Below are 14,078 nucleotides of genomic sequence, written 5' to 3'. Positions count from 1 at the left end.
ACCGACTAGATGGGCCGCGCGATCGCAGCGACCAGCAGCGAGGCCAGAGCGCAAAGCGCCGCCAGCACCCAGAACAATCCGGCGAAGCCGAAGAGCGGCACGAGCGACAGCGTGAGCCAGGGGATGATCATCGAAGGCACGGTATTGGTGAGGTTGAACAGGCCGAGATCGCGCCCGCGCGTTTGCGGCCGCGGCAGGACCCGCAAGGTCTGGCTCGAATGCAGGGCCAGGAACAGCATCGAAGCGACGCCGAACAGCATGTAGCCCGCGATGGCGAATTCGAGGCTCGGGGCGAGCGCCATCATCGCCAGCCCCGCTGCAGAAGTGCCCGCGCTGACAGCCAGCGGCAACATCGGCCGGCGCACACGGTCGGACCATCGCCCGGCGACCAGCGCCAGCGGCACCGCCACGACCAGCACCGAGCTGAAGAGCCGCGCCGCGTCGTTCCCGCCATAGCCGGGCGCGAGCGAGCGGAGCCAGAACAGCAAGAAGGCGAACAGTGCGGCTTCGGCAATCTGCACCAGCAACCGCGCCAGCCACATACGGGCGACAGCCGAGCGCGACCGCCACGGTTCGACCGGTTCGCCTGCGATAGGAGCTGTCGGCTGCATCAGTCGCGGCAATTCGTGGCCGCGCCCAACGATCAGGACCGGGGCGACCATCGCGACCACCAGCATCGCCACCACAACCAGTCGCGCGTCATCCCCCGCAAATCCCGGCGTCGTCACCAGTGCCGCCGACAGCGCTCCGAGCGCAGGAGCGAATGCGAACAATCCGCCGAGCAGCCCCTTTTGCTCATCGGGCACGCAGTCCCCGGCCCATGCCGCGAGCGGGCCGAGCATCATGTTGAGGCAAAGCTGCCAGGCCATGATCACGACGATCAGCCCGGTGACGCTGTCGGCGTATCGAACCGCGACCAGCAGCGCGCTCGAAAGCAGCAGCCCCGCCGCGATCCACCCCGGGCGGCTGCCGCTCCGGTCGCTGAGCCAGCCGAAGCCGATATTGGCGAAGCTGGCCACGATCGCCCCGGCGAAGGTCGCATAGGAAAGCGCCGCGATATCGTCGCTGCCGGTCAAATCGGCAATCCGCACCGGCAGCAACACGGTCAGGAAAGGAACATAGGCGACCGCGCCGCCAGCGGCTGCAAGCGCCAGCAGCAGGATGAACCACAGCGGCTGGGGCGCTGGCGGCGAAACCTCAGGCGTCATTCGTGTCCGGCGCCGGTCCGATCGAAGCGCGTTCGACAAAGGCGGCGGCGACATTGACCGGTTCGCTTGGCATCGGCTCGCCGCCCGCAGCCTGGATCAGCAGCTCCACCGCGCGCGCAATCGTGGCGGCGATGGGCTGGTCGATGGCAGCCAGCGGCGGCTCGGTGAAGCGCACGATGGGCGTGTTGTCGAAACTGATCAGGGAAAGGTCGTCGGGAATGCGCAGGCCCCGCTCGCGCGCGATTTCAACCGTCGCCGTGGCCATCTGGTCGCTCGAAGCGATGATCGCCGTGGGCCGGTCGGCAAGGTCGAGCAGCTTGCGCGCCGCGGCAAGGCCGCTGGTGAAGCCGAAATCACCGCGTTCGCACAGATCGTCGGTGGCAAGGCCCGCCCCCTCCATCGCGCTGCGCCAGCCGTCGATGCGCCAGTCGGCAATGTGGTAATCGGTCGGCCCGGCAATGAACCCGATGCGCTTGTGGCCCAGTTCGATCAGGCGGCGGGTTGCGAGCCGGGCCGCCCCTTCGTCATCCATCGTCATCGGCAGGCCCGGGCCGGGCTCGCGCGAACCGATCCGCGCGAAAGGGATCTTTTGCGCCGCGAGCAGGCCCGTGATCAGCGCATTGTCGGAGTGCGGCGGGGTCAGGATGATCCCGTCCGGCTGGAGCGCGGCGATCGCCGCCTTGAGTTCGCGCTCGACGTGGTCGTTATGCGTGTCGACCAGTTCGAAGATCATGCGATAGCCATGCTCCGCACATTTGAGCATGCCGCCCAGCAGCATCTGGTCGACCCAGTCGGTACCCTGGCGCGACTTCCAGTCCTCGATCGTGCGCTCGCGGTCGTTGAGCGCAAGGATGAGGTAGGAACGCGATCCGCTCATCCGCTGCGCCGCGATCGAGGGGACATAGCCCAGCCGGTCGATCGAATCCTGCACCCGCTCCTTCATCGCGGGGCGGACATTGGGCTCATTATTGATGACGCGACTGACCGTTTGCAGGGAAACCCCCGCATCCTCGGCCACGTGCCGAATTGTTACTGCCTGCCGCCTGCGCGCCATTACTTACTGATCTCCATCCCGGATACAGGCCTTGCCGGTAGCGATATCTTCCCTGCATTGCCAGATGCGAACCCAATCGACCTCCATCTGCTTGGGAAAACCTTCCTCCGAAACGCCGCCCAGGCCGCGCCTTTCGGGCAGGCCGCCGCCTATGGCGAGGTTGAGGATCAGGTGGAAGCGCTGGTCGAATGGGGCATTCGGATCGTCGCTTTCGGTGGTGAACCATTCGTCGGCAGTACGACTGGCAAAGGGCTTGCCGTCAACAGTCCAAGTGAAGCTGCCTTCCGCCCAGATCACGCCGAAAGTGTGAAATCCGCCGTCGAGCACGGGGGGATAGCTGATCTCGGTGCTGGCCAGCTTGTTGTCCGGCCAGCCGCCGCCGAAATGCAATGTGCCCAGGATCGTGTCCTCGCGCCCGCTTTTGCAGCTCTCGCATGGCACGCCGAGATTGACCGCCTCGAGGATGTCAATCTCTCCCGAGCGCGCCCATCCGCCATAGACATTGTCTTCCGGCAACATCCAGATCGCTGGCCAGGTGCCCTGGCCTTGCGGTAGTTTCGCGCGGACTTCGATCTTGCCATATTTCCAGGCGGCCTTCCCGCGTGTGACCACCCGCGCACTGCTGAAGGGCTGGACCTTGGTTGCTTGCGGATCCCCGAATTGCGCCGCGAGGGCCGGTGGACGGGCTGGCCCTTTGCTCCGCTCCTTGTGCGCGGTGATCACCAGCTTGCCATCCTCGATCGCCGCGTTGCGAAGGCGGTCAGTATAGCATTGGCGCTCGTCATTGCCGCCACCCCAGCAATCGACATCGAAGTCCCACTTGGCACGGTCGATTTGCGGTCCCTCGAATTCGTCCGACCACACCAGTTCCCAGCCGGCGCCAGGGTTGTCGTCGGGCTCGATTGCCGATGCCCAGCTAGACGCAAGCAGCATCGCGCCGAGTGGCAGCAAAGCGAATTTCTTCATATTCATCCCCCCAAATGGCCCGACGAGAAGCGGCAGGGCAGGGCGCTTCCAATCGCGCGGGCCACAATGCCGAAGCGGGCCCCCACCCAATGGCAGGAACCCGCTCGGCTTTCAGCATAAAGGCCCTGTTTAGAAGTCGAAACGGGCCATGAAGCTAAAGCGCCGGTCGTTCCGAAACGCAGAGCGCGTGATCCGATCTCCATCGAAGTTCACCACCTGCGAAGTACGAGTGACTTCGTCCAAAAGGTTCACCGCCTGCACGCCAACCTTAATTTGATCAGTAACGGCATAAAATACCGACGCGTCAAGCTGCCCGGTCGACTCCTGCCAAATCGGGGAATAGGGCCAAATATCGTCACGTGCCGTAATTAGGAAGTCATCCCTCCAATTATAGGCGGCTCGCATCGCAAGTGGGCCTTTTTCATAAAAGATCGTCGCGTTAATCGTATGCTCCGAAATCCCAGCGAGAGGCTGAAGGGCAGAGAAAATGCCATTCCGGTTATTGATGTCAGAGTTTCCAAACGCACCGCCATCCACGTAGGTATACGTGAACTGCGTTCCCAACCCACTTAGCAGCCCGGGAAGGAAATCGTATGTCTGCTGGTAAGTAAGCTCAAATCCCTTCAGCGTGCCGCCGGTGTTGTCATCAGGGCCGTTAACTTCAACCGGTGTAGCGACGCCACTCGGGCTGGTATACTCGACGAGGTCCACACCGCTGTTAACGATCCCGGATATATCTTTAACGAACAGGTTCCCGGTAAGTGAGCCAACATCCGCAAAATACCATTCCAAAGATAGGTCGTAATTCCACGACTCAATCGGACGAAGATTGCGGTTACCAGTGAAGAGCTGGAACAACGGCCCGGTTTCAAGATTGCCCCCTGCCAGAAGGTCGGCGGTATTATCACCTATCGTCCCGCCAGCGCGATAAAGTGTCAGGTCAGGCCGCGAAATACCCTTCGAGACTGCGGCGCGGAGAAGCAGCCCGTCGCCGAAGTCAAATTTAACATTAAAGCTAGGTAAGAAGTGGCTGTAATTAATGTCTCTGTTATCTACGAGAATTTCGCCAGTGTGCGCGGCGACAAATTCCTGCTGGCGCGCCTCGGAGAGATCGCAATATCCGCGTACTGCACCGGGCTGGCCCGGCCCGACGCATGCGGCTTGCAATTCCGCGAGGGTGAGTACCCCGTCTTGGTTGCCTTGAGGGCCCTGATCAATGAAATCTGGGCTTGGAAATGCAAGAATTCCCTCCGTTTTAACAGTCGTATGGATGTAGCGAAGGCCAAAGTTGCCCTCCATCACTACACCACCAGGGAAGTCGGTGCCGAAGTCCACGCGTCCGTAGAGGGCCTTGGTCTCTTCGCCCACGGCATTGATTTCTGCGGGGCAGAATGGGGCGCATGCCACAGGGTCAGTTTGGCCAAGAACTTGTGCCTGCCTTCCATTCACGCCGAAGAATGGGTTCGGGGTCTGGGAGAAGGCATTAATTTCAGAGGCAGCTTGCTTGGAGAGACCCGAAAGGTACTCCCCGAGGAGGTCATCGCTTCCGCCAAAGAAGTAAGCCGCGCCATCAGGTATTGGTTGGCCGACATTTCCACGCATGAAGCCGTTACCAAATGGATCACGTTGACGCGAATATTGCGGGAATTCGTCGGTAAAGGCGCCGCCGCCGGTCGCGAAGAATTGATCTGGCAGGCCTGTATATAATCGGCCTGGTGTAAACCCAGCCCAATCTGGAACAAATGGGCCTCCGCCCGTATAGCAGCCTGGCTGTCCGCCCCAAGGGGCGCAGCCCGCGCGACCAGCCCAAGGCGCCGACAAGTTGCCCCAAGTGCTAAACGCAGTATCGCGGGTCGTTCGGTCGCGGTCCGACCAGCGCGCACCGAAGCGTGCCTTTTTAAAGAAAGCGTCGTCGCTAATATCGTATTCAACGTCGAAGCGAGCGCTATCAAGCTCGCCATCGTTCTGCTCGACGCTATCGAGCAAGAACCAATAGTAGGTGTTGAGATCGTAATAATTAGCCGGAGCCGTCTCGCCAGAACGCGTTCCGGTTGCGCTGCCGCCAGGCGTCAAAAACTGAACACTTGGAACCTTGCCCGATAGGTCCAGGGCCAAGTCAGACCAAGTGTTCATGGCGCCGATTACAGCGTCAAGACGCTTGTCTGATTTGATGTTCTGGAATTCAAAATTGAAGCGGAGACGATCGGTCGCCGCAAAATCGATATCGACCGAAAAGTCCTCGGTATCAGCTTCTGTGCGTCGCTGGAAATTGAGGGTCTCCTGACGCAGGCCACCGTATAGGCTGCCGTATCCGCCAAAGTTACTGAGCGTGAGGACGCCACTTTCGAATACGCCGTTCTCATCGAAGGTCCAGGTCGACCCTGCAGCTGGCTCCGGGGTCTCGCCGTCGTTGTTAACTTGGGCAAGCAGGGCGTACTCATCGGTAAAAAACTCCGTATCAGCACGGAGATATTCTGCCGTAATCAGCAGGCGCTCGTCGCTGCTTTCAAACTGCGCAACGGCCGAGAATGCCTGACGCTCGCGATCAAGCGTAGTCGTGCGGACGCCGGCGCCTTTAGGAATGAGGAGCGCCCCTTCGGGAGGGAAATTACTGGCATTGAAGTTTGGCTCACCGTCAAACCCGCCGTCAACAACTGTTAACGCGCGGAGACAGGCATCACCGCCAGTGGTGCCAAGGCGATAGCAGGGGTCCGTCACCTGCGCCGCATCGGTGCGACTTTTCAATTCCGAATACGCATAACCGAGCTGCAGACCGAACCGGCCGGCGCCCGTCTCCCATGTATTGGAGACAAGGCCCGAAAACTCGGGGGTCCATTTCTCCCTGAGATCGCCATAGGTGGCGCCAATTGTACCGGCTACCTTCAGGCCGTTGGTATCAAGAGGCTTGCGGGTCACCAGGTTCACTGTTCCGGCCACGCCCCCATCGATCATATCCGCGGTAACGTTTTTGAAAACTTCGACGCGGCCCAAAAGCTCTGGAGAGACATCGTTGAAGCTCAATTCGCGCCCGCCCGTAGCGGAAAAAATATCCCTGCCATTGAGCTCAGAGCGCACAAATGGAAGTCCGCGAACGATGACGCCCGTCCCCTCAACTGAGAAACGGTCCGGATCAGAAGGCTTCTCGAAGCGCCCGATATTAACACCGGGAACGCGCTGCAATGCCTCCGAAACAGATCGGTCCGGCAGTGCGCCGATATCCTCTGCCGTGATGGCATCGACGAACGTATCCGCATCACGCTTGATATTTTGAGCGCTTTCGAGGGAGGCCCGGAAGCCTGATACGACAATTACATTGTCGCCCTCCGAGACCTCTTCTCCAACGGCCTCAGCTTCTTGAGCACGCACTGGCGAGACTATCATCGACGAAAGGGCAATGCTTGATGCAGTGGTGAGTGCGAGAAGGCGTGGCGACAATGCGGCTTTCGCTTGCGTTTGCTTAGACAAGATTAAACTCCCCCAGAATGCGCGCGGAATTTTCCATTAGACACCCTTTCTCTTAGCCGCTTATGTTAGCGTTCACAATAGTAAAAATGAACGTTCACAAATTACTCGTGGATTGCTTGCCGGCCATGGCCTTATTGCAGCGATCGCGGTATGAATGACGAGATCAAACAGAGGGTCCTTGCAAGAAATGAACTACGGCAGCGCCATCAAGCACATCGTGATCGTCGGGGGGGGAACTGCTGGCTGGATGGCGGCGGCGGTTTTATCGAGGCTCAAAAAGGGTGGGCCTCTCGACATAACTCTAATTGAATCGGAAGAGATCGGCACAGTTGGTGTAGGCGAAGCGACTATCCCGCCATTCGTCGAATTCAATCGACTGCTGGAAATCGATGAGCGCGAGTTGCTTTCCGAGGTACAGGGGAGCTTCAAGCTCGGTATCCAATTCCAGAATTGGGCACGCTTGGGAGACAGTTATATTCACCCGTTTGGCGCGTATGGCTATCATATGGGCGGGATTTCATTTCACCAAGTTTGGCGCCGGATGCAGCAAGCCGGCGATAAAAGGCCGATACAGGCCTTTAACCTTGAGACTATGGCGGCTTATTTTGGCAAGTTTGCACGAACTGAGGACTATGCCCAAGAGGATCTACCTCCCGTTAATTATGCCTACCATTTAGATGCGGGGCGCTATGCAGCATTCCTGCGGAAATATGCGGAGGCCCGTGGCGTAACCCGGCGAGAGGGCCTGATTAGGGATGTTTCGCTTGCCGATGAAACCGGATTTGTGACTTCAGTACAGCTGCAGAGCGGGCAGGAAATCGCCGGGGATCTGTTTGTGGACTGCTCTGGGTTTCGGGGTCTGCTTATCGAGCAGGCGCTCGAGACAGGGTATGAAGATTGGACCCATTGGCTGCCATGCAATCGCGCAGTAGCCTTGCCGTGTAATCGTGATGACGGCAGCCCACCCGCACCCTTTACCCGTGCGACAGCGCATTCGGCTGGCTGGCAATGGCAAGTGCCCCTTCAACATCGCAATGGCAATGGGCATGTATTTTGCGATGCTTACATGTCGGCCGATGAGGCCCATGCAATCCTAGTCAGCAATATTGCAGGAAAGCCGACCGCAGAACCAAACCATCTGCGGTTCGTGACAGGCCATCGCAAGAAATTCTGGAACAAAAATGTGGTGGCGCTCGGTTTGTCGGCGGGCTTCATGGAGCCGCTCGAATCAACTTCGATCCATTTGGTTAATACCGGCGTGAATAAGCTTCTAGCGTTGCTAACGTTAGAAGGGATCAGTCCAACCCAGGTCGAGGCTTTCAACCGCCTTACAATTAAAGAATATGCTAGAATTCGTGATTTCCTGATCTTGCACTACAATGCCACAGAGCGAACAGATTCGGAGTTTTGGAATTATTGTCGCACAATGAGTGTGCCAGAAACGCTGACCGAGAAGGTAGAGCTTTTTAAGGCTAACGGACAGATCTTCCGCGAAGAGGACGAGCTGTTTACGGAAACTAGCTGGGCGGCGGTAATGATGGGCCAAAGGATCGCCATGGGAGGGCATAACCCCATTGCAGATACCTTCGATGTCCCCCGCACTCGGAGCGAACTTGACGAGATGGAAAAATCGATCCGGTTTGTTGTCAACCATATGCCCGGGCACGGCGATTATTTGAACCGATATTGCCCGGCACCATCAATTTGAAAACTCGATATGTGCTTTTATTGACTGGTTTGCGCAAGTCCGTAGGCGCCCTGCCGTATCCAGAGTTGCTGCAGTTGCCGATCCCCGGCGCAACCAGAAGGCAAGCCCGCGATTGCGCTGAAAATCTCAAGAGGTAGGTGTCCCGATCGAAGGCAACGGGCTCTCGGGACGAGGGGCGCTTTGCATTCGGCGCGCGACTTAATCGCCTTACTAGATCCAAGCGCTTTGCCATTGGGAGAGGATTTCAGCCGCTCCCGCTTCAGCCAACAAGGCCTTAACCACCATAAGGCGGGCAAGCTACTCCTCCGATTTGAGGAAGTAGACCGGGCCGATGTCGAGCGTCTGGTCGGGATTGCGGAGCTGCAGAATAAGTTGTGCCCCGCCGATCGGAATAGCTACTGGAGCCCGGGTTTTAAGTCTCACCAGCTGCCAGTTATCAGTAACGGCAATTCGACTTTGCGCAAACCTGACGGCTTCGCCGCCCCCAGTCTCGACATAAATTTCCAGCCTGGCCTTCCCATCATCAAATGCTGATTGCACTGTCTTGGCGGCAACCGCAATTACGAGAACATCGCCCTCTTCGATCCGGCCTTCGATCGGCAGTTTCGCAACAATTTTCGGCGCCCCCTCGGGGCCATTAAGCGAAGTAAGTCGAGTGGCCCTTCCAAGCCAAATCGTTTCATCCTCGCGCACCTCGTAGCTTCCGCCGGGCGCTTCAAAATTCCAACTTCGGTTACCCGGATTATTCAGCAATGTTCCCACTCCTCTCAGAGCTTCCGGAAGCTCAAGCGGCGAGGGCAGATTGAGCGGCCCCGGTGGAGGCGGTTTAGCGCCCGAAAGAATTGACGTTGCGCCAGTAACAATAATAGCTTGGCCGATTTCCAGGATTTGGCGCGTACGCCCGAATTGAATTGCCACGATGCCGTCTTTAGGTCGCAACCCCATTTCAGCCTTTGCATTCACTTCGTACCACTCCCACTCACGGCCGATTTCGAGTGTCTCCTCGCCAAAGCCGGGATAAGGCGGTTCATTTTTTTGAAAACGAACACGTAAGATGCCTTTGCCATTATCGGTCTGAGCCTCAATGGTTCGAGCATAAAAGCCTATCGTAACATCTTCACCGCGACGGATGCTTTTTGTGGTCGGGAGGTTTGTCCCGGCGGCATAGATGAATTCATCCGCGCGCCTGACCTCGAAACGACGAGCCGCACCCCCCCCGGGTATATTGGGATCAACAACCGCGCTTGCCACTAGGTCCGCGCCATAACTTTCCCAGTCGATACGGGAGGGATCGTTCGCAAGTTCGCCAGGAAGTTGGGCATCAAGAGCTTCAAGAGCCGCCCCGCCACTTTGAGCCATTAGGGCATTTGTTGTATTCAAGCCAAAGGCCGCACAGAGGGCGGTCAATGCAATCAAGCGGGTCACGAAATCCCTCCCTAGTCTTTGTGGAATGGGTGCTGACTTGTAGGCGATGAGAACGTTAACAAAATAAAGGCCAGTTCGCAAGTCAGAGCCGGCGCCAAGCGCTGGATCCCGAGCTGAATTAAACGCACTCCGTGAATGCGCAATGCATGTCCCCCGTCAGCGCCAATGGCGCAGATTTGAGGTTGTGATTTAAGGAGGATTTGGGCCTCGTCGTAGTGACGAAGGAACGAAGATGAAGCCCAAATCCTCCCTTCCTCAAGTCCCACATACTGACCGGCCCCCACCGAGTGGTCCGTGTTGATTGTTAGTGCAAGATTGTCTCCGGCGCCATGGCTGTCCGGAGGTGGAGCGTAGCGGAACCGGAGGGCAGCCATGGCGATGGCGATGTTTCTGGGGCCGGTGGCCGATAACCGAGCGAGCTGTGCGGCCTGACGGTGTTGTAGTGACGCCGCCAGGCTTCGATCAGTATCTTTGCCTCAGCCAAGGTGTAGAAGACCTCGCCATTCAAGAGCTCGTCGCGCATCGAGCCATTGAAGCTTTCACAGTAGCCGTTCTCCCAAGGGCTACCTGGAGTGATGTAGAGCGTGTTCACGCCGATCTTCGCCAGCCACTGCTGCACGGCGTTGGCGATAAACTCGGGGCCGTTGTCTGACCGTATATGTGCTGGCGGGCCGCTTGTGACGAACAACTCAGCCAGTGCTGCCAACACGTCCTCGCTTCGCAACCGTCCCGCGACCGGCAAGGCCAGGCATTCTCTGCTGGCCTCATCGATGATCGACAGGATGCGGAACTTGCGCCCATCATGGGTGCGACCCTCGACGAAGTCGTAAGACCACACGTGCCCCGGATACTCGGGCCGCAGCCGGATACATGAGCCGTCGTTGAGCCAGAGCCTGCCCCGCTTCGGTTGCTTCTGCGGCACTTTCAGGCCCTCACGGCGCCAGATGCGCTCCACCCGCTTGAAGCTCACATGCCAACCTGCCTCGCGCAGCAGGGCAGTCACCCGACGGTAGCCGTAGCGACCATATTGTCGAGCCAGGGCTATGATATCCTCGGTCAGCGCCGCTTCGTCATCTGCCCCGCGCGGCACCTTGCGCTGTGCCGATCGATGTTGCCCGAGCACGCGGCAGACCCGCCGCTCGGAGACCGGCATCATGGTCCTGATATGATCGATAAAGCGCCGTCGGCGCGCGGGGCTCAGAAGTTTTCCCTTGCAGCCTCCTGCAGGATCAGCTTGTCGAGCGTCAGGTCCGACACCGCTCGGCGCAACCGGGCGTTCTCCCTCTCCAGCTCTTTCATACGCCGAGCCTGATCCATCTTCAGGCCGCCATATTCCTTGCGCCAGCGGTAGTAGCTCTGCTCGGTGACGCCGATCCGACGACACGCATCCGCCACCGCGCACAGCGCCGGGTGGCAATGGCAAGTGCCGCTGCAGCACCGCAACGGCAACGGCCACGTCTATTGCGACGCCTTCATGTCGGCCGACGAGGCGCATGATATCCTCGTCAACAATATCACCGGCAAGCCCACCGCCGATCCCAATCACCTGCGCTTCGTTACCGGGCGGCGCAAGAAGTTCTGGAACAGGAATGTCGTCGCGCTAGGCCTGTCGGCGGGCTTCATGGAACCGCTCGAATCAACATCGATCCACCTCATCAACACAGGCATCAACAAGCTGGTGTCGCTACTCTCGCTCGATGGCGTAACCCAGGCTCAGGAAGACGCCTTCAACCGGCTGACAGCCAAGGAATATACGCGGATCCGGGACTTCCTGATCCTGCATTACAACGCCACCAGCCGCGACGATTCCGAGTTCTGGAACTACTGCCGCACGATGAGCGTGCCCGACACGCTGACCGAGAAGATCGAGCTTTTCAAACTCAACGGGCAGATTTTCCGCGAAGAGGATGAGCTGTTCACGGAAACCAGCTGGGCGGCCGTGATGATGGGGCGGGGTATCTCGATGCGCGGCCACAATGCGATGGCCGACACGCTGGATCTGGGCAGGGCCAGGCAAGAGCTCGACGAAATGGAGAAATCGATTCGCTTCGCCGTGCAGCATATGCCGGCCCACATCGACTATCTTAAGCGGTATTGCCCGGCACCCGCCTCGGCCTGAAACCGAACTCCACGGGAAGAATGACGCACCCGACAGGATTGCCCTCGCCCTCCGACCCCGTTCGTCCCGGCTACCCCTCCACTCCGTACCAGCTTCGAATTGCCATCGCACGCCAATGGAAGCGTAGCAAAAGGCTTGCGGAGTTGCACGAAATTAAGGCACTATCATACTCGTTCGGGCTAGCACCCCAAAAGAACCCCCGCTGGCTGAGTAGGAAGCCCAGGAGGTAGCGGACGAATGAATCTCACTACCCTCGTGCTACTCTATGCGCTTTGCCCGCTCCTATTGCCTCACGAGGCGCTCGCCCCAGGAGCCCAGTGAGTGTATTTTGCTCGGCATAGTGATGCTGGGAAAGTCTTTTCTAAAGATGACCATCCGATCCGCACGGCAGATTACTGCGAAAGAATCTGGGCGTGCGATTCGCACGATGATCGCCACCGGCATGCACGGGAGCTTATGGAGATACAAGATGCGTAAGGTTTTAGTCGTAGACGACGATGCCATTGCCTTGGATGTGTACCAAGCCGCTGTATCTTCTTTAGGATACGCGTGCTTGACCGTAGATAATGGTCAAGGGGCATTGCAAATATTAAGCGACATACAAGACGTGAACATTATTATATCTGATATCAATATGCCTGGTTTGGATGGAATAACATTACTCAAAGAGATAGAGGCGCGGTTTATGGATCATAGGCCTATTGTTTGTATACTTATAACTGCGCAAACTAGCTTAGATAAGGCTGTCGAGGCTATACGGCACAGTGCTATTGATTTTTTATCAAAATCTGATGTTTTGAGTGAGATCGGGTCAGCGTTACGCAGGGCGTCCCTTAAGTTATCACGGCTCGAATCTCGCTTGCCCAAATCGGGGAATGATGGGCTTTATAAGAATAAATATGCGCCATCTGAAGAGTTCGAATCTGTAATAAAAGGCATTATGGCATCAGAAACAAATTCAAATAATGAAGCAATTCAAAATTTGCATAGAAAAAAATGGTAGCCCTATAATTTAATTATATGTGACGATCTTTCTCGGATTGAGCAGGTGCTTGGCGCGCTGGCGCATCAAGCGCGGATTGGGCTCAAGGCCCGCGCCGACTGTAGTTAGTTATAATCAATAAGCCCAAAGCTGGGCAGGCTTACAAATTCTGATGGCAGAAGTTCATGGAGAGATGAGATTTCGCAAATATGTCTCCGTGCGGGAATATCGCACAATAAACCTTCGCCGGTAAATTTCGAATTATATGTTTATCTAAAATAATATTACAGGAATTGCCATGGACCAAAAATATAAATGGGCTGAAGCAGATATATATAAAAGACTAATCGATACGTCGCCAAGCGCAATAGTCATTGTCGATGAAGATGATAAGCTCATCTCTTGGAACGAATCTGCCGTAAAGATCTTTGGGCACTCCCAGAATGAAGCTCTCGGTCAGAGTTTACATATTATTATTCCCAAAATACATCGCGACGCTCACGATATCGGCATTAATCGCGTCCGAAATGGGGGTAGGAAGAAATTGATCGGCAAACTGACAATTATCGAAGCTCTTCACAAGGAGGGCCACCACTTTGATGTGCAGATTGCACTTTCTGACTGGTCGTTTTTGGGTAAAAAATATTATTCTGCAATAATAAATCAGATTTTTTCGCGGCCTGAATGATCCACCACCCCCACTTAGTGGCCTATTGTCTATTTTAGAATTGGCTGAGAAGAAGGAATGGAATTGCAGGAAGCGCCAGCCGGAAGACATCATCGGCAAGCTGCGGAAAGCGGAGATCGTGCTGGCGCAGGGCGGAACGGTTGCAAATGTTGCCAAACGACCGGCCTCAACCGGCCACGCCACCTTACGCTACGCTTCAGGCCACCTAGTGGGGCGACCATAAATGCCGGAGCTCTAACTGAACCGGTGGACCACTCTAATGTGGCGAGTCAGCCCTTCAGGCCCTTGGCGTTGCGAGTGGTTGTCAGCCCGAAAATCCTGAACTCACTCGATTTCCAAAAACCAATTAGGACCTCAAAGGCACTATTGGGCCATGAGCCAAGGCGGAGGCCAACACTTCGCTGATCAACGCTTTTGCCAGAGGTTCTTGGGCTGCCCGCTCATCACGGCTTGATGTGGGCGA

At 57.2% G+C, this 14,078-nt stretch carries 9 protein-coding genes and 1 pseudogene; 4 read left to right on the top strand and 6 right to left on the bottom strand.

Features of this window, described 5'->3' with window-relative positions; translation table 11 throughout:
* Positions 1-5: 5 nt before the first annotated feature.
* From VRS74_RS01990 to VRS74_RS01975, 4 genes are all read right to left on the bottom strand, one after another.
* Positions 6-1,208, bottom strand: coding sequence for an MFS transporter (locus VRS74_RS01990; RefSeq protein ID WP_354143567.1), 1,203 nt, complete (start codon positions 1,206-1,208; stop codon positions 6-8).
* Positions 1,198-2,262 carry a LacI family DNA-binding transcriptional regulator gene (locus tag VRS74_RS01985; RefSeq protein ID WP_354143566.1) on the bottom strand — a complete coding sequence of 355 codons (1,065 nt, stop codon included), beginning with the start codon at positions 2,260-2,262 and terminating at the stop codon, positions 1,198-1,200. The genes VRS74_RS01990 and VRS74_RS01985 overlap by 11 nt, the downstream gene beginning before the upstream one ends.
* A 3-nt stretch (positions 2,263-2,265) precedes the next feature.
* Positions 2,266-3,234 carry a glycoside hydrolase family 16 protein gene (locus tag VRS74_RS01980; protein ID WP_354143565.1) on the bottom strand — a complete coding sequence of 323 codons (969 nt, stop codon included), beginning with the start codon at positions 3,232-3,234 and terminating at the stop codon, positions 2,266-2,268.
* Between the two features lie 123 nt (positions 3,235-3,357).
* The gene (locus VRS74_RS01975; RefSeq protein ID WP_354143564.1) at positions 3,358-6,693 is read right to left on the bottom strand and encodes a TonB-dependent receptor; all 3,336 of its coding nucleotides are present in this window, start codon (positions 6,691-6,693) and stop codon (positions 3,358-3,360) included.
* A 187-nt stretch (positions 6,694-6,880) separates the two neighbouring features.
* Between VRS74_RS01975 and VRS74_RS01970 the strand changes: the two genes are divergently transcribed.
* On the top strand, positions 6,881-8,401 hold the full coding sequence (locus VRS74_RS01970; RefSeq protein WP_354143563.1) for a tryptophan halogenase family protein: 1,521 nt from the start codon (positions 6,881-6,883) through the stop codon (positions 8,399-8,401).
* A gap of 297 nt (positions 8,402-8,698) precedes the next feature.
* Here the strand turns inward: VRS74_RS01970 and VRS74_RS01965 are convergent, their stop codons facing one another.
* Together VRS74_RS01965 and VRS74_RS01960 are read right to left on the bottom strand one after the other, a co-directional pair.
* Positions 8,699-9,826, bottom strand: a complete 1,128-nt coding sequence (locus VRS74_RS01965; protein ID WP_354143562.1) for a hypothetical protein — start codon at positions 9,824-9,826, stop codon at positions 8,699-8,701.
* 304 nt (positions 9,827-10,130) lie between these two features.
* Positions 10,131-11,221 (bottom strand): annotated as a pseudogene (locus VRS74_RS01960) (IS3 family transposase); the annotation flags it as partial.
* 28 nt (positions 11,222-11,249) lie between these two features.
* Here VRS74_RS01960 and VRS74_RS01955 point away from each other — a divergent pair.
* From VRS74_RS01955 to VRS74_RS01945, 3 genes are all read left to right on the top strand, one after another.
* Positions 11,250-11,945, top strand: coding sequence for a tryptophan 7-halogenase (locus VRS74_RS01955; RefSeq protein WP_354143561.1), 696 nt, complete (start codon positions 11,250-11,252; stop codon positions 11,943-11,945).
* Between the two features lie 469 nt (positions 11,946-12,414).
* Entirely contained in the window at positions 12,415-12,948 is a 534-nt protein-coding gene (locus tag VRS74_RS01950; RefSeq protein ID WP_354143560.1) for a response regulator, read from the top strand.
* Between the two features lie 277 nt (positions 12,949-13,225).
* Complete coding sequence (locus VRS74_RS01945; protein WP_354143559.1) at positions 13,226-13,615, top strand: PAS domain S-box protein; 390 nt, start codon at positions 13,226-13,228, stop codon at positions 13,613-13,615.
* Positions 13,616-14,078 lie beyond the last annotated feature (463 nt).

The organism is Altererythrobacter litoralis, from assembly GCF_036324225.1.
GTDB lineage: Bacteria > Pseudomonadota > Alphaproteobacteria > Sphingomonadales > Sphingomonadaceae > Erythrobacter > Erythrobacter litoralis_A.
This window is presented reverse-complemented; position numbering and strand designations above follow the sequence as displayed.